Origin of the sequence: Desulfococcus sp., assembly GCF_041737845.1 — a bacterium.
In the GTDB taxonomy this organism is placed as follows: Bacteria; Desulfobacterota; Desulfobacteria; order Desulfobacterales; family Desulfococcaceae; genus Desulfococcus.
The window spans coordinates 1-16931 of record NZ_JBGSQX010000141.1 but is presented as its reverse complement, the minus strand read 5'-3'; the positions used below and the strand labels follow the sequence as shown (position 1 = coordinate 16931).

The 16931-nt window shown below is 58.9% G+C and carries 15 protein-coding genes and 1 pseudogene; 12 read left to right on the top strand and 4 right to left on the bottom strand.

All coding sequences use genetic code 11. The features are described 5' to 3' along the window. The 3 genes and pseudogenes from ACEW8N_RS16470 to ACEW8N_RS16460 all read right to left on the bottom strand — a co-directional run. Positions 1-383 (bottom strand): annotated as a pseudogene (locus ACEW8N_RS16470) (catalase-peroxidase); the annotation flags it as partial. 416 nt (positions 384-799) lie between these two features. Further along, positions 800-1243, bottom strand: coding sequence for a Fur family transcriptional regulator (locus tag ACEW8N_RS16465; protein WP_373500939.1), 444 nt, complete (start codon positions 1241-1243; stop codon positions 800-802). 55 nt (positions 1244-1298) lie between these two features. Next, positions 1299-1628, bottom strand: coding sequence for a hypothetical protein (locus ACEW8N_RS16460; RefSeq protein ID WP_373500938.1), 330 nt, complete (start codon positions 1626-1628; stop codon positions 1299-1301). Between ACEW8N_RS16460 and ACEW8N_RS16455 the strand changes: the two genes are divergently transcribed. The 9 genes from ACEW8N_RS16455 to ACEW8N_RS16415 all read left to right on the top strand — a co-directional run bounded on the left by ACEW8N_RS16455 (position 1627) and on the right by ACEW8N_RS16415 (position 14371). After that, positions 1627-5007 (top strand): DUF748 domain-containing protein, encoded by a 3381-nt coding sequence (locus ACEW8N_RS16455; protein WP_373500937.1) that lies wholly within the window; start codon positions 1627-1629, stop codon positions 5005-5007. The genes ACEW8N_RS16460 and ACEW8N_RS16455 overlap by 2 nt on opposite strands. Positions 5008-5072: 65 nt before the next feature. Then, a complete protein-coding gene (locus ACEW8N_RS16450) occupies positions 5073-6764 on the top strand; it encodes an AarF/UbiB family protein (protein ID WP_373500936.1) in 1692 nt (563 codons plus the stop codon). A gap of 209 nt (positions 6765-6973) precedes the next feature. Further along, on the top strand, positions 6974-7561 hold the full coding sequence (locus ACEW8N_RS16445; RefSeq protein WP_373500935.1) for a TetR/AcrR family transcriptional regulator: 588 nt from the start codon (positions 6974-6976) through the stop codon (positions 7559-7561). A gap of 15 nt (positions 7562-7576) precedes the next feature. Continuing rightward, positions 7577-9703 (top strand): SulP family inorganic anion transporter, encoded by a 2127-nt coding sequence (locus ACEW8N_RS16440; RefSeq protein WP_373500934.1) that lies wholly within the window; start codon positions 7577-7579, stop codon positions 9701-9703. Between the two features lie 24 nt (positions 9704-9727). Next, a complete protein-coding gene (locus tag ACEW8N_RS16435) occupies positions 9728-10960 on the top strand; it encodes a response regulator (RefSeq protein WP_373500933.1) in 1233 nt (410 codons plus the stop codon). A 105-nt stretch (positions 10961-11065) separates the two neighbouring features. Continuing rightward, positions 11066-12811, top strand: coding sequence for an ATP-binding protein (locus ACEW8N_RS16430; RefSeq protein WP_373500932.1), 1746 nt, complete (start codon positions 11066-11068; stop codon positions 12809-12811). Next, the gene (locus tag ACEW8N_RS16425) at positions 12808-13161 is read left to right on the top strand and encodes a response regulator (protein ID WP_373500931.1); all 354 of its coding nucleotides are present in this window, start codon (positions 12808-12810) and stop codon (positions 13159-13161) included. The genes ACEW8N_RS16430 and ACEW8N_RS16425 overlap by 4 nt, the downstream gene beginning before the upstream one ends. Before the next feature lie 9 nt (positions 13162-13170). After that, positions 13171-13836 (top strand): hypothetical protein, encoded by a 666-nt coding sequence (locus ACEW8N_RS16420; protein WP_373500930.1) that lies wholly within the window; start codon positions 13171-13173, stop codon positions 13834-13836. Positions 13837-13942: 106 nt separating this feature from the next. Further along, on the top strand, positions 13943-14371 hold the full coding sequence (locus ACEW8N_RS16415; protein ID WP_373500929.1) for a response regulator: 429 nt from the start codon (positions 13943-13945) through the stop codon (positions 14369-14371). Positions 14372-14416: 45 nt separating this feature from the next. Here ACEW8N_RS16415 and ACEW8N_RS16410 read toward each other — a convergent pair whose 3' ends face one another. Further along, positions 14417-14752: a hypothetical protein gene (locus ACEW8N_RS16410; RefSeq protein WP_373500928.1), complete on the bottom strand. Its 336-nt coding sequence runs from the start codon at positions 14750-14752 to the stop codon at positions 14417-14419. A gap of 308 nt (positions 14753-15060) precedes the next feature. On the opposite strand from ACEW8N_RS16410, the gene ACEW8N_RS16405 reads away from it, so the two are divergent. The 3 genes from ACEW8N_RS16405 to ACEW8N_RS16395 form a co-directional block, all read left to right on the top strand. Beyond that, a complete protein-coding gene (locus ACEW8N_RS16405) occupies positions 15061-15663 on the top strand; it encodes a hypothetical protein (protein ID WP_373500927.1) in 603 nt (200 codons plus the stop codon). Positions 15664-15741: 78 nt separating this feature from the next. Beyond that, positions 15742-16290 carry a hypothetical protein gene (locus tag ACEW8N_RS16400; protein ID WP_373500926.1) on the top strand — a complete coding sequence of 183 codons (549 nt, stop codon included), beginning with the start codon at positions 15742-15744 and terminating at the stop codon, positions 16288-16290. A 253-nt stretch (positions 16291-16543) separates the two neighbouring features. After that, a partial coding sequence (locus ACEW8N_RS16395) for a hypothetical protein (protein ID WP_373500925.1) occupies positions 16544-16931 on the top strand: 388 nt, incomplete at its 3' end.

Genomic DNA, 16931 nt, shown 5'->3' with positions numbered 1-16931 from the left:
ACGTTGTCGGGCCAACTGCTGAGGGGCGCCAGGCGCTGGTTGCCGGACCCCGCGCCGCCGCGGCCGTCGCCTTGGCGGTAGGTGCCGGCGCTGTGCCACGCCATCCGGATGAAGAGCCCCCCGTAGTGGCCGTAGTCGGCCGGCCACCAGTCCTGCGAGTCGGTCATCAGCGCATAGAGGTCCTTCTTCAGGGCCTTGAAATCGAGTTTCTTGAATTCCTCGGCGTAGGTGAACGCCTCGCCCATCGGATTGCTCTTCTTATCCTGCTGATGAAGAATCTTGAGGTTCAACTGGTTCGGCCACCAGTCCCGGTTCGACGTGCCGCCGCCGGCAATGGGGTTGCTTCTCCGGCCCGTTACCGGGCATTTGCTGTCTTCACTCATGACGGTTTCTCCTTTCGTTGTGTGAACTGTTGAACTGAATACTGTGGTATTTCGCTGCCTCTCTATCTAACGCCGGAGTTAATCTGCCGCGCGCAGCGCGGTCGGTATGAACGACGTGTTCAAGAAAGTCGCTTTGCGGCAGGAAAAAAACTCCATCGATACCCGCAAAACCAGGTCGCTGGCGCGACCGGACAGGGTATGTCCTTTGCATACAAAAGCGAGGCAGGAGGCGAATAACGGCCGCCCCTGCCCCGGACGACTTCAGGTGGGTCGGGGATATGGATGTATTAAAGACGATTATCTCTTTAGCATGTCGATCCAAACAATTCAATCGTTTTCACGGTTCAGAAAGTAATTCATCCTATAAAATTACCGATATCATATGATAATAATTATCATAAAAGAGTCAAAAAAAATCACCGCTCTTTTTCCATGCACTCCAGGCAGATCCCAAAAAAATCGAGCCGATGGGTCAGGATCCTGAACCCGGTCTCCTCCGCGACCTCTGTCGTCATGTCTTTGAGGGTCGCGAGATCCGGATCGATGATTTTTTTGCATCTCACACAGATCACATGGGGATGGGGATAGGGCTTGTTCCCGTCATAACGGTTGCCGCCGTCGGGAAACCCCAGCTCCAGGACCTCCCCCAGGGATTTCAGGAGGATGACGTTTCGATATACCGTCGCAAGGCTCATGGTCGGAAAATCGCCCCGCAGCGCTTCATAGATCTCTTCCACATTGGGGTGCCCATCACTGTGGGCCAGGATCCGGACGATGGCCAATCGCTGGGGCGTGAGCCTCTGGTTGTTCTCTTTGAGCGCCTTGACGATGGCATCGAATCGTTTTTGAGGATCCGTCACGAATATCCTTTTCTGCCGCCGAAAGCATCTGCCGGTTGACAATTGATAGATGGACTCAGATGATAATGATTTGCATTAACATATTGAGGGGAGCTGTGCAACCGTTTTTTTCGGGGCGCGTCAAAATGGAGAAAAAATGCAAGCCTTGTTTGCCACAGGTGCTTTTTCGGTATACTTTAATAAGTACCTTAGTTATAGAGGATGGCGTGTGAATCCCCGCGAATGCGGAATGCCGGCTTTCGACTGATGGCAATCCGCTGTTTTTGCGGCAAGGAATCGACAGCCACTTCAGGACTCCTGTCAGGAGAGAGAGGTTCATCATGGAAAATGAAACAGTGCCCAGCTCCCCGGAACCCGCATCACCGACAGGCAAAACCGCGGCCATGCGACGCATCCTGCTGAAAAAACCCCTGGTCATCGCTGCGTCGGCCCTGGCATGTTACACCCTTGCGGGTTTTTTCCTGACGCCCTGGCTGGTCAAGCGATACGTGCCGCAGGTGCTTGAGCGGCAATTCAAGACACGGGCCGCCATTGGCGGCGTGCGCATGAACCCGTTCCTCCTCACCGCGGAGATCACGGATTTCAGCCTTTCGGAAGAAACCGGCAGCCCCCTTGCCGGTTTTGGCCGTCTGTTCGTCGACCTTCAGGCGAGCAGCATCCTTCACTGGGCGTGGATCTTCCGCGACATCCAACTGGAATCCCCCATGGCCGGCGTCGTCATCGAAAAGGACGGCGGCATCAACCTGCTGAAACATCTGGCCCCCCCGCCACTCCGTGAGGATCGAAATGAAAAAGTGCCGCCCGATGCGCAAAAAAGTGCCCTCCCCAGGGTGCTCTTCCGCGCCGTCACGATTCACGGCGGCCGGATCGACGCGGCGGACATGCGGCAATCCCGGGCGGCCCGCCTGGCCGTTCATCCCATCGACATCACCCTTACCGACATATCCACCCTCCCCGGGCGGGAGGGGGCATATTCCGGGGAAGCCAAAACCGGGGACGGCGCTTCCATTCAATGGACGGGTCATATCTCACTCGCACCCTTCCGTTCCCGAGGAACGCTGGCCATCAAAAACCTCCGGGCGGCCAGCCTCTGGACGTTTGCAGGAGACGCCCTGAACCTGGCCGAACCCGGGGGTGACGCGGACGCGAAACTCCAGTATGATGTGGCTGCTGAGGGCGATGGCCTGAAAGCCGCGGTGAGGGAGCTTGAGGTTCGCCTGTCTGGCCTTTCCCTGAAGCTGGACAAGGAAGCGGCCCCCTTCTTGAGCGCATCGGAGATCACCCTCCAAAAGGGTCGCCTGGACCTGTCCCGCCGGGAGGCGGCCGCAGGCGCCCTGTCGGTTCGCGGCGGCCGGTTCGACACGGGCGTGGATGCGGACGGAGGGCTGCGACTCCAAAGGATTCTCAGACCTGGCGCCACAAAGCCCGCGGCCGGATCGAAAACACAGCCCGCTCCCTGGAATTTGACCGTTGATCAGATCACCGTGGACAATTTCGGGCTGGCTTTTGCCGACATGAGCCGGAAGCCGGAGGCAAGGGTCCAGGCATCCACGATCCGCCTGTCGTCAAAGGCTATGGTGGCCACCGGCCCCGGGGAGCCGCGGGTAAGGCTCGAAAATATCGAACTCAAGATCCAGGATGCCGGGCTGGGGCTTGTACAGGAGGCCGGCCGGATCGTGTCCATCCCCGCCGTCAAGGTCAGCTCGGGCGTCTTTGACCTGGCCGACCGGTCGGTCACGGTGGCCGGCATCGAGATGACGGGGGGAACTGTTGCACTGATTCGCGACAAGGCGGGAGAGATGAATCTCCTCAACCTTCTCGCACCCCAAAAAATGGGCGAGGTGAAGGAACAGCGCATTGAGGACGGCAAGGCCGGCAAGCCCTGGCAATTCATGGCACGGAAGGTCCAAATTCAGGAATTCCGGTCGTCCCTCACCGATGCCGCCATAAGCCAGGAAAAACCGGTCATCGAACTTGCGGGCATCTCCGCTCTGCTCCTGAACGTGGACGGTAAATCGCCGACCGATTTCTCACTGGCCATGACCATGGTCCAAGGCGGGCGAATGTCGCTGAAGGGGACAGCCGATCCCGCGGGGCCGCAGGTCGATGCCGCCATAGACGCGGCGGACCTGAATCTGACCCCATTTCAGCCCTATATCGAGCCCTTTGTGGACCTCGAGATCGCCTCGGGACGCGTTTCCACCCAGGGAACCCTCCGCTATGGGGAGGGCGGCGCCTCAGCCCGGGCCGTCTATGCCGGCAAGGTGCAGTCGGACGATCTGCGCCTGGTGGAAATCCGGTCCCGGGAGACCGTCGCGGGGTGGAAGTCGCTTCAAACCTCCGCCGTCCGCATGGAACTTGAGCCGAACCAGCTTCTGATCGATGAGATCATCCTGCTGCAACCCGAGGGAAAACTGTTCATCTCCCGGGACGGTTCGGTCAATATCGTCAAGCTCATCAAGGTCCGGGGCAACGGGAAGGCATCCGCGGGCGCATCCGGCGAGGCACCGACCCCGGCCAAAGAGGCTTTTCCCATCCGGATCTCCAAGATCCGGATATCGAAAGGCCTCCTCGATTTCACCGACCTCAGCCTTATCCCTCCTTTTGCCAGCAAGATTCGAGAGCTTGACGGGGTCATCATCGGCATGGCTTCAGCGAAAAATGCCCGGGCCCAGGTGAAACTGGAGGGTCGGGTCGACGACTACGGTCAGGCCAGGATCGAAGGCGAGATCAATGTATTCGATCCCAAAGGCTTCACCGATATCGGCATGGTCTTCCGAAATGTGGAAATGACCCGCCTGTCCCCCTATTCGGGAAAGTTCGCCGGGCGCAGGATCGCGTCGGGAAAGATCTCCCTGGATCTGAAATACAAGATCACTGACAGCCAGCTCATGGGCGACAACAAGATCATCGTCGACCGGCTGGTTCTGGGGGAGAAGGTCGACAGCCCGGATGCGTCCAATCTTCCCCTGGATCTTGCGGTGGCGCTGATGCAGGACAGCAACGGCGTGATCGATATCGGGCTGCCCGTGCGAGGAAATCTCGATGATCCCAAATTCAGCATCGGCCACCTTATCGGAAAGGCCATCGCGAATCTGATCACCAAAATCGCCACTGCGCCGTTCCGGGCGCTTGGCGCCCTCCTCGGCATGAAGGACGACACCCTGAACACTGTAGCCTTCGAGGCCGGCAGTACGGCCCTGCCCCCCCCTGAACGGGAGAAACTCGTCAAATTGACGGAGGCACTGCGACAGCGGCCGCAGCTCAAGGTCATCGTGACCGGCCGCTATCATCCGGACGAGGACGGCCGGGCGCTCAAGGATCTCCAGGTCCGCCGCACCCTCGCGGAAAAGCGCGGCGTGCCGCTTTCCCCCGGCGAGGATCCGGGGCCGGTGGATTTCAGCAATCCGAGGGTTCAACAGACGCTGAAAACATGGTATGTTGAACGCTTCGGGGCCGAGGCCCTTGAAAACATGCCCGCGCGGAACGCCGCAACGGGTGCGGATGACGCGCCGGATCCCGGCAGCCTGTCCAAGGAGATGTTCGCGCGTCTGGTCGAGAAGGAACCCCTGGAGACCACAACCCTTGCCGCCGTCGGCGCCGGTCGGGCCGGGGCCGTTGTGAAAGCCCTCACCGGCTCCGAGGGGCTTCCGGCCGATCGCGTGGCAACCGCTTCGCCCGAAGCCAAAACCGGGAAGCGGGATGCCATGTCCGCCGGTCTGATCCTTGCGGTCGGAGCAACGGAAAAGCTTCCGGCGCGCTGAAACGAGCCGGCGGACCCTTCAACACAGCGCACCGCAGGGTGCGGAAAAGGTAACAGTACGAAAAAATGACCATCACACATCTCTTCAATTTTGAAGCACGGAAAAAATTTTTGCGGGAGCTGTCGGAAAACCTCAGCCGCGCCGATCTGAAAGCACGACTCATGGAGATGGCCGACAACATCGGCCATGGACGGTTTCGGGACCAGTCCGCCGCAGATATCGTTGCCTCCTGCCGGCCGGAGGAGGTGCTGCCCTCGGTCTATGACGGGTATCGAGGGATCGTCGCAGACGGAATCCGGTTCCTGATCTCCCGCCTTTCGATCCACAGAATTGCCGGACTGATCGCTGACCAGGCCGGTGCGCCCCAGGACATCCCCCCGGCCGGCCGCCTCCTGATCCTCGCCCGGAAGCTCCCCACCCTGCACAAACTGGGGCAGATGATCGCCCGTAACCGGCACCTGGATCCATCGTTCAAGGGATGGCTGACCTCGCTGGAAAACGGCCCCTGCACCATTCCGATGGATGAGATCAGAGCGCTCATCCACGAGGCCCTGGGGGAGGACCCCGCGCGGCTTGCGGTGGAGATCGGCCCCGCGCCCATCGCCGAGGCGAGCGTCGGCGTGGTGGTCCCCTTCCGCTTCACCTCCGACGGGAGCAGGCGACGCCGCGGCGTCTTCAAGGTGCTCAAGCCCGGCGTCCGGGAGCGGCTCCGGGAGGAGCTGGAGATCCTGGCGGACCTGGCCGAACATCTCGACCGGCGGCGGCATCTCTATCCCGTCGGGGGCCTCCGCTTCGCCGATACCTTCGAGGATATCCGGGCGGCCCTGATCCAGGAAGTCGATCTCTCCGGCGAACAGCGGAGGCTTGGCGACGCCCTCCGGTTTTATCGCGGCGACGGCCCCGCCCGGGTGCCGGGCCTCTTCCCCTTCTCCACCCCGGAGATCACCGCCATGGAATTCATGCCCGGGGAAAAGATCACCGACGCGCCCATGGCCCCGGAAGAACGGAAGCGCCTGGCGCGCGACCTGTTCAGAACCCTGATCTGGCAGCCCCTTTTTTCCCTTGCCCCCCTGCCGCCCTTTCACGGGGACCCCCATGCCGGCAATCTCCTCGCCCAATGCGGCGAAGGCGACCGGGATTGCCGGATCGGGCTGATCGACTGGAGCCTCTCCGGAACCCTGCCCCGGGACAAGCGCAGCCGGCTGGTGCTGATGATGCTGGGCATTCTCATGGAGAACCGGGAGATGATCCTGGACGGCATCCAGGCCCTTTCCGCCGATGACGACCGGCTTGAGGCCGCGTTCAGGGAGCGGGCCTTGGCCGCGATCTCCGGGATCCTGTCGGGCCGCGCGTTTTGCGATGGCGCCATCGCGAGAAAGGCCTTTGTGCTGCTGGACGGGCTGGCGATCGAAGGGTTCCGGTTTCCCCGGGACCTGCTCCTCTTCCGCAAGAGCTTCTTTACCCTGGAGGGGGTCCTTTTCGACCTCTGTCCATCTTTCGATGTAGACGAGGCCATGATGGGAGAAATGGCGGGGCTGATTCTTTCAGAAGCGCCCCAGCGCTGGGCATCCTGGATCTTCCCCTTCATGGACCGGCCGGAGAACTATCGAAGCCTCGTATCCAACATGGAGATCCGGTGCCTCGCCCAGCATTTTGCGATGGCGTTCATCCGCCGGGCGCCGGCTTTGATGGCCGGGGCCATGGACGCCGGCCTGGGGATGCTCTACCCCTTCTTCCTTCAACCGATCCCGCGATAGACTCTCCTTCTTCCCCCTCCCCCCTCTCTTCCTTTAGCCTTCTTCCTTTAGCCTTCAGCCCCTCTTCCTTCTCAACTTTTTTTCCCGCCCTACATTTTTTTCTTGACGGTATCCCTTCGATGGATTTATATGGGTTTAAAACTGACTGATTAATCAGTATGCCTGATTAAATGATCAGCATGTTCAAATTCTGGGGGTAGTCTGAGATCATGACCAAGAAAGAAGCCATTCTCATCGGCGGGACCAAACTATTTGCCAGAAAGGGCTTCAGCGGCACCTCGATGGCGGAGCTCGCCGAGATGACGAATATTGCCGGAGCGACCATCTTCTATCATTTCAGCAACAAGGAAGAGCTCTTTATTGCGGTGCTCGAGCACACGAAAAACGGACTCCTGAAGGCTTTCGACGACTATTTCTCCGAGAAAATCTTTGAATCGGGTCTGGAGATGGTGGAGGGCGTCGTCTCCTTTTTTCTCTACATGGCCGGATTGCGGGAGGAATGGTTCATGCTGCTCCACCGGAACCATCCCTACCGGCTGGCCGAGGTCAACCCGGTCTGCCGCCGTCATCTCGAAGGGATCTACAACTGTTTTGTGGACATCTTCGAACGGGCTATCAGAAGCGGACAGGCCGACGGCTCCATCCGGGATGTACCGGCCCATAAAACCGCTTTGATTCTGTTGTCCATGGTGGACGGCGTGGTGCGCTTCAAGACGTACCAGTTATATAATGCGGGGGCGCTTTACAACGATTTGATCAGCTTGTGCAGACAGATGCTGCAACATCAGAAAACCTAATCTCAGGGAGGCGTGATGGTCGAAAAGGTTTTTCCTTTCATCGGTTGGTTCAGGTCCTATCGGAGCCAGGATTTCAAAGCGGATTTCATCTCGGGATTGACCGTGGCCCTGGTGCTGATCCCCCAGTCCATGGCGTACGCCCAGTTGGCAGGGCTGCCGTCCTACTACGGGCTGTATGCATCGTTTCTGCCGCCGATGCTCGCGGCACTTTTCGGTTCGAGCCGTCAACTGGCGACGGGCCCGGTGGCGGTGGTCTCCCTGATGACCTCCGCATCCCTGTCACCGCTGGCCACGGCCGGCAGCGAGGGATACATCGCCTATGCCGTCCTCCTGGCGCTGATGGTTGGGCTGTTTCAGCTTTCCCTGGGCATTCTCAGGCTGGGGCTCGTGGTCAATTTTCTGTCCCATCCGGTGGTGAACGGCTTTACCAACGCGGCGGCCATCATCATCGCGTCATCGCAGCTCTCCAAAATGTTCGGCGTCTCCGTGGACGACGCGGAACACCATTATGAAACCATCCTCCGGGTGTGTCAGGCGGCCGCCCATTATACCCACTGGCCGACGTTTATCATGGGTGCTGCGGCCTTCGCCATCATGTACGGCCTCAAAAAGCTCCTGCCCAAGGTTCCCAACGTGCTGGTGGCGGTGCTGTTCACAACGGTGATCTCCTGGGCCATCGGTTTCGAACACAATGTCGAGAGCCGGCTGGACGCCATCCAGTCTCCCGGGGCCCGCTCGGATATCGAGGCGTTCAACAGCGTCGTCTCAGCGATACCTGCGGCCGCCCTGGAGCGTACCCGGCTCACGATTGAGGTGGAGGAGGCGAACAAAAACAAGGATGAGGCGAGGATGCTGGATCTCGGGCATGACCTGGGCGTCGTCAACCTCAACATGGAGCGCTTGAAAAACCAGGCCCATCAGTACCGGGAGAAAATCAGGGGGTACCTTTTCCAGGGCGTGACCCAGCCCGACGGCACCCTCCTTTTTTACGCCAAAGGCAGCCTCCCGGAAGGCGAGACCGGGGACGGCAGGACCTGGCGGTTCAGACTCGGCAACAATCCTCTCGACACGGAACATCTCCTCATGACGGGCGGCGGCGCCGTGATCGGAAAGGTGCCCCGGGGGCTCCCCGCCTTCACCATCCCCAAATTGGACATGGGCGTCATGCTCCGCCTGCTCCCGTTTGCCGCCATCATTTCACTGCTGGGGTTCATGGAGGCCATCTCCATCGCCAAGGCCATGGCCGCCAAGACCGGCCAGCGGCTCGATCCCAACCAGGAGTTGATCGGCCAGGGCCTGGCCAACATCCTGGGCGCCGTGGGGAAAAGCTATCCCACCTCGGGCTCCTTTTCGAGGTCCGCCGTCAACCTCCAGTCCGGCGCGGTCACGGGGCTCTCCAGCGTGTTCACGAGCCTCGTCGTCGTCATCGTGCTGCTGTTTTTCACGCCCCTCCTGTATCATCTCCCGCAATCCGTGCTGGCCGCGGTCATCATGATGGCCGTCATCGGCCTGATCAATATTTCCGGCTTTGTCCATGCCTGGCACGCTCAGTGGTATGACGGCACCATATCCATCCTGTCGTTTGTGTGCACCCTGGCATTTGCGCCCCACCTGGACAAGGGCATCATGGTGGGAGTGGTTTTGTCGATCAGCGTGTTTTTGTATAAGATGATGCGGCCGACCGTAACCTCCCTCTCCCGGCATGACGACGAAGGCCTCCGGGATGCGGTCTCCCACGGCCTGAAGCGGTGCGAGTATGTCGACCTCGTCCGGTTCGACGGCCCCCTCTTCTTCGCCAACGCCAGCTACCTGGAGGACAAGATCAACGATCGGCTGATGCAGGGCAAAAAGCTGAAACACATCATCATCGTCGCCAACGGCATCAACGATATGGACGCATCCGGAGAGGAGATCCTTTCCATCCTGGTGGACACCGTGAGAAGCGGGGGGGTGGATATCTCCATGAGCGGCGTCAATGAATCGGTCATGGCCGTGCTGGAGCGGACCCATCTCATCGACAAGATCGGTCGGGACCATATCTACCCGACCATGGAAAAGGCCATCTGCGCCGTCCACACCCATACCCACTCGGGTTCGGCGGAAACCTTATGCCCCCTGACCACCGTCTGCCGGATTTCATAATCAGAGAACAAGGAGGAAAACCATATGCCTGTCATTACACTGTTCAGCGGAGAATACTGCAACGAGGCGGCGGTGAGCCGGGAGATCAAGGATCAAACCGGCTACCGATGGATCGACGGGAAGGAGATCATGGGCCGCGCAGCCGAGCTTTCCGGCATGCCGGCCTCGAAAATACAGAGCGCCTTCTCGTCAAGAACATCCCTGTTCAACCGGTTCACCCACGAGAAGGAGCGCGCGGTGGCGCACCTCCGGGTTTCGCTTTCCGAAATCCTGGAAGCGGACAACCTGCTCATCTCCGGTTTTTCAGGGCTTCTCATTCCCCGGTCCATCACTCATGTGCTGCCGGTGTGCCTGATCGCGGATCTCCCCAGCCGGGTATCGTACCTCCGGGAAGAACGGGCCGTATCCGAGAAGGAGGCCCTGAACCTCATCCGGAAAAGCGACGAGGACTGCGCCGCGTGGGTGAAGATGCTCCATGACAGGAACGACCCCTGGGATTCGACCCTCTACGACATCCTGGTTCCGACGGACAAGACCAGCGCCGCCGCCGCCGCCAGGCTGATCGCCGAAAACATCGACAGCGACGTGCTGAAGCGTTCGGAGCGCTCGCAGAAGGCCGTGGCGGATTTTCACCTGGCCGCCTGCGTCGAAGCGGCTCTGGCCCGGGAAGGCCATCAGGTGGGGGTGCGAGCCAGGAATGGAAAGGTGACCCTGACCATCAACACCTACGTGCTGATGCTCCAGCGGCTGGAAGACGAACTCAAAGGCATCGCGGAGAAAGTCCCCGGCGTCGCGGGGGTGGAAACCGAGATCGGAAAGAATTTTCACCAGACGGATATCTACCGCCGGTTCGACTTCGAGGTGCCCTCCAAGGTGCTCCTCGTGGACGACGAGAGGGAGTTTGTCCAGACCCTCTCCGAGCGGCTGATGATGCGGGATATGGGCTCGGCGGTGGCCTATGACGGCGAGTCGGCCTTAGACATTGTGAACGAGGATGATCCGGAGGTGATGATCCTCGACCTCAAGATGCCGGGCATCGACGGCATCGAGGTGCTCCGCCGCGTCAAGAAGACCCGACCGGAGATCGAGGTCATCATCCTGACGGGCCACGGCAGCGAGGCGGACAAGAAGATATGCATGGAGCTGGGGGCGTTTGCCTATCTCCAGAAACCGGTCGATATCGACACGCTGAGCGAAACCCTCAAGGCCGCCAACGCCAGGATGCGGGACCGCACCAGCGCCATGCGGAAGGCATGATTCCGCCCTGTTGAACCCATCGCCCGGGGATATTCCCCGGGCATGGAAAAGATCGGATCAAGGGGAATGGTCGCTTAAAAAAACCCTGCGAGGACGCGAAAATCTATGAGATTTCCCTTCGAAAAATGGAGACCCGCCTTCTGGGACCTGCCGGTCCACAACCAGGGCCCCTTCAAGCACATGTTCAATTTCCGCAGGATATGGCAGCTGACCGTCAGCCTGACAGCCGGGGTTACGCTCCTGCCGTTGATTGCCATCACCCTGATCGACTATAACGTGACCCAGAATGCCATCGAATCCGAGATTCTCCTGCGGACCGCCAGGGTAGCCTCGAATGCCAAGCGAAACATCTCCTTTTTTCTGGACGAACGCAAATCGGCTCTGGATTTTCTGGTTCACGACAACAGCTTTGAATCCCTCATGGACGAGTCGAATCTATCGCGGATCCTGGAAAATCTCAGGAAAGGATTCGGCGGCGGGTTCGAGGACATCGGGGTGATCGATGCGGCCGGCATCCAGCGGGCCTATGTCGGTCCATACAGCCTGAAGGGAAAGGATTACAGCAGGCAGCCCTGGTTTCGGAAGGCGGTTGACAGCGGCATCTACATCAGCGATGTGTTTCTGGGGTTCCGGAACGTCCCCCACCTCATCATCGCCGTAAAGTACGACCTGCCGGGCGGCTCCTTTTATGTGCTCCGGTCTTCCGTGGACACCAACCGGTTCATCCTGCTTCTCTCCGAGCTGGAGTTGAGCGGGCGGGGCGACGCCTTTCTGATCAATTCCCAGGGCATTCTCCAGACGCCGACCCGATATTACGGAAACGTGCTGGAAACCTTTTCTCTCCCTGTGCCTGAATATTCCGAACGGACCCAGGTGCAGGAGATCCCCGGCGCCCGGAGCGAGCCGACGATCATCGGGTATGCCTATATTCCAAACACGCCATTCATTCTCATCATCGCCAAGCTCAAGAGCGAGCTCATGAAGTCCTGGCGGCAGACGCGGGCCCGGCTGATCGGTTTTCTGATCGCAAGCATCACGATCATTCTCATCGTCATTTTTGGGGTGGCCACCTATCTGGTGAACAGCCTCTATGCAGCGGACCAGAAGCGGCTGATGAGCCTTCACAAGCTTGAATACGGCAGCAAGATGGCCTCCATCGGCCGACTGGCCGCCGGCATCGCCCACGAGATCAACAACCCCCTGGCCATCATCAATGAGAAGGCCGGCCTGATCAAGGATTTGTTCAATTACAAAAAGGAATACGCCGAAGACGTCCGGCTGGTGAAAATCGTCGATTCCATTATTACATCCGTCGAACGCTGCGGCACCATCACCAAGCGGCTCCTCGGGTTCGCGCGGCAGTCCGATATCCTCGTGCAGCAGGTGAATGTGGAGGAATTGATCCGGGAAGTGCTGAGTTTTACCGGAAAAGAGGCGGAATACCGGTCCATCGAGGTTTCCATTCAGGTATCGGCGGATTTGCCGCCGATTGAAAGCGACCTCGGGAAGCTCCAGCAGATCTTCCTGAACCTCATCAACAATTCCTTTGCGGCCATGACGGACGGCGGACATCTGGTCATATCGGCCGAAATGAACGATCGGCAGGAGGTCGTGGTGTCTGTTCAGGATGACGGCTGCGGCATACCCGCCTCGGATCTGGCGCGGGTGTTCGAACCGTTTTTTTCTACCAAAACCCAGAAAGGCGGGACCGGTCTGGGGCTGTCCATCACCTATAATCTGGTCAAGGAGATCGGCGGACAGGTCGATGTTCGAAGCGAGGAAGGCGTCGGGACGACCTTTGAGGTGCATCTTCCCCTGACCATGCCGCAGAAAAAGGAGAATTCCCAGTGAATATCTTGCTGGTCGATGATGAAATAGAACTGGTTTCAACCCTGGCGGAGCGGCTGGAGTTAAGGGGGATCACCGCCCATTGGTTCACGAATGCGGCGGATGCCCTCAAGTCCGCGGAGACCGTGCCCTATAACCTTGCGGTTCTCGATGTCAAAATGCCAAAGACCAGCGGCCTGGAACTCCGGGACCGCCTGAAGCAAAAATATCCCAACATCCGGTTCATTTTCCTGACCGGCCATGGTTCGGAAGAGGATTACCGCAAGGGAACCGTCGACGGCGCCGTCTATCTGGTGAAACCGGTCCAGATCGATCAATTGATTGCCAAAATGAAAGACATTTTAGACATGTGAGGAAACGATATGGCAAAGGATACGAATCATATTGGCGAAGTGGGATTGCGGTTCTTTGGAAAAATGTCGGCCACGGTTTCCCATGAAATCAAAAACGGTCTCGCCGTCATCAACGAAAACGCGGGCCTGTTAAAGGATTTGATCCTGATGGCGGACAAAGGACGACCCCTGGATCCGGCCCGCGTCAAGAGTATCGCAGAGAAGGTGCTGGATCGCGTCGCCCGGGCGGATCATGTGGTTCAGAACCTGAACCGCTTTGCCCATCAGGTGGATGACCCCGAGGCCGCGGTTGACCTTCTGGACACCCTTACGCTGATTGTTGCGCTGACGGGCCGTCTTGCCGCCAACCGGGGAAAGACCGTCAGGGTCGTCCCCCCGGAGCCGGCGGTGCGCATCACCACCAACCCATTCGCCCTGTTGAATCTCTGCTGGTGCTGCATTGAAGCGGCCATGGACGCCGCGCCCGATAAACCGGAGCTTACCGTCCATATCGAAAAGCGGCCCGACGGCGCCGAGATCCGGCTGAGCGATGTCGATGATGTCGACGCATTCTCCCGGGGGCTCGCAGACGGTGTCGGGGCTTTGCTGGCCGGACATCTCCAGACCGAGGTGGCCCCGGATGCGGCGGGCCGGGCGATTGTCCTGAGTCTGCCTGAAAAATTAACGCCGAACTGACCGCAGGCGCTATGAAGACGGCGGTATAAGACGATTTCGTTAAAAAAAATGACAACTGGATGTATCGATTCCCCCAACATCTATTCATCAAAAAAGGAGACACCCCATGGCAGATAACGTATTGCTCATAGACGACGACAAGGATTTTCTGGATGTCATGACCGATAGAATGGAGGCCAGAGGTCTGGAGGTGGCATCCTCCACGTCCGCCGAGGATGCTCTGAGCATGATCAAAAAAGGCGCCTACGATTGCATCATCCTGGATCTCCAGATGCCCGGCATGGACGGGATCGAGGCCTTGAAAGCCATCAAGGAGATCCAGCCCGAAGCTCAGATCATTTTGCTGACGGGGCATGCCACCGTGGAAAAGGGCGTCGAGGCCATCAAACTGGGCGCCACGGACTTCATCGAGAAGCCTGCGGATCTCGAAACCCTGACTCGGAAGATCAAGAACGCCCATGCCCAGAAGATCATGATCGTTGAAAAAAAGGAAAAAGAGGCGGTGATGGATGCGTTGAAGCGCTTCGGGATGTAGCCTGCATCGAGGGCACGCCGGCGGGTCTTCTCTGCTCTTTCCGGTCTACTCTTTCCGGTTCCGGGGGCCGCCTGCCGGCGCAGGCCCCCACTTATCGATCATCTCATCCGTTTTTCGACCTATCTTTTTCACGAAGCTGTCGGTCGACCGCCCCCATTTTTCCATGCCGCTCTCCACCTTTTCCCGCCAATTCCGGTCTGCTCTTTCGGTTTTATGCCGCCACGCGGCGCTCTGCTTTTCGGCATTCCGACGCAGGCCGTCGAGGGTGCTTTCGTGCCCTTGGGGGGCCGCTGCCCCTGTTTCCCGATCTCCGGCTGGAACAGGCGACCCAAGCATCAGCAGAGCAACGACAAGGATGAATAATGCCCCTATTTTTTTCATAACGCTGCCTTTCATCACATTCCTGGACTCAATTTCCTTAAGTTATCCATCTCCAGGTCGGATGACAACCGCTTTTCATATTTCGCGACTTGAGAAGATCTCTCTTTATTCCTTCTCGATGATACCCGCTTGCGATCCAAAAACTTCCTCTCCACCTTCGACGAAATTGTCGACAATGGTAGCAGATTGTCGATGCGCGCAGAAAGAGAAAAACGTTAACCTTCTGTAGTTTAATCATATAAGATTTGGCACGATAATTGATTATACTATCTGCAGAAACGGTCGTTCGTTTCGAGGAATCCACACGGATGTTCACGGACACAACACTTTTGCAGGAGAAAAAAATGAAGATGACAACAAAGGCGACAATGGCAGCAATGGTATTCTTGATGGCGACAACCGTATCGGCAATGGCCGCAGGCATCCTTGACAGCGGTGCGTCGGAGCCTTCCTCCGTCATCCTTGCAGGCAATGGAAACGGGCACGGGCATGGTGACGGCAACGGCGGCGGCGACCGGGATCGGGACCAGGACAGGGACGGCAGTTGCAGCCTGCAGTCGGGCAAAGGAAAAGGCTCCGACGGCGGCCGAGGCGAAGGTGATCGGAGCCGTGACCGCGATTGCAGCCTGACGGCGGGTAAAGGCAAAGGCCCCGGTGACGGCTCCGGAACCGGCGGCAACGGCAAAGGCCTTGGTGACCGGGACGGCGATGGCCAACAGGGAAAAGGGGACGGCACGTGCAATCAGTTTGCGGGCAAAGGTAATGGAAAAGGCAACGGCCCTGACGGCGGCAAAGGCGGAGGAGACCGGGATCAGAGCCAAGACGGAGATTGCAGCTTGTTTGCGGCCAAAGGCAATGGTAACGGCCCTGACGGCGGCAAAGGCAAAGGCACCGGCGACTGCAAAGCGTAATCAAGACGATGTTGCTGCGGGTTTCCGGGTCCTTCGATCCGGAATCCGCAACAGCACAACCTAAAAGGAGGACGCATCATGAAAATCTTCAGGATCATCCTTACGGCGGCATTCGTTTTTGGACTTGCGGCAAGCGCCATGGGCTTCGAAGGCAACGGGTCGGACATGCCGAGAGGGATCCACGGCTATGGCGCCGGTGACGGGACAGGACCCATCCACGATGTTCTTTCGGGGGAACAGCCAGTCCCCATCACCGGCACGGTAAAAAATGTCGGGCCATTCTTCGAGGGATTGGAAATTGATACGGGAAGCGACGAAACGATCACAGTTTACGGCATCGGCCCCCTGTTCTACTGGGATTCCATCGGGATCGCACGTCCGGTGGTGGGGGATGTCATCACGGTGAACGGGGTTGATGTCGCCTTCAGCGACGGGTCCACGAGAACCGTTGCGATCAGCATCACCATCGGCACGGATACCATTCCCCTTCGAGATGAGAAAACCGGCCTTCCGCTTTGGGGCCGGAATCAGGAGAACGGCAATGGCAGGATGAAGCATGACCATAGGAAGGGTTTCAGGAATCAAACCTGCCCCGCCGCCGAAGCGGATTCGGAAGAGTCCCTGTAACACGTTATTTTTCGAATGAACCCGACAGGAGCGCCCCGCCGGCCGAGGCCCTCCTCATCACCGCCCGCTGCTTGTATAAATATTGGTATGCCCTCTTCTACCATTGTTCTTGACGCTGCCGAGATATCGACGTTAAACTGATGTCAATTCGAATTTTGATTGCCGGGCCAAGGGCCGATAGGCGTGCGTCTGAAGAGCGCCTTCATTCACCCCTTCGGCCTTCAGTCTTCAGCCTTCATCTTAAGGTGCTATCATGTGGCGCAGACTCCTCATTCTGTTCTTTTTTCAGATGGCGCTTTTCCAGGGAAACGCCGCGGCCACGGATCTGATCTGGGGCGCCGTCGTTGACCTGGACAGAGAGACGGGAACGCTGAACCTCCGGATGATGGGCGCTTCGGAGAAGAGCGCTTTTCACAGAGCGCGTCACGAGCGCGTCAGGGTCCGGTTCTTCCCCGAGGATCTGCCCGATGGCATTCGACCTGGAACGATAGTCAATATCTGGGGCGAACCCATCCCCGGAAAGACGCCGGCGTTTACCGCAACCGCCATCCAGCGGGAGCGGCGGGCCCATGCCGACCCCACCGGCGTCCGCTCCCGGCTGGGAAGGGCGGGCCATAACGGCGCGGGAGGGCATGGCAGCG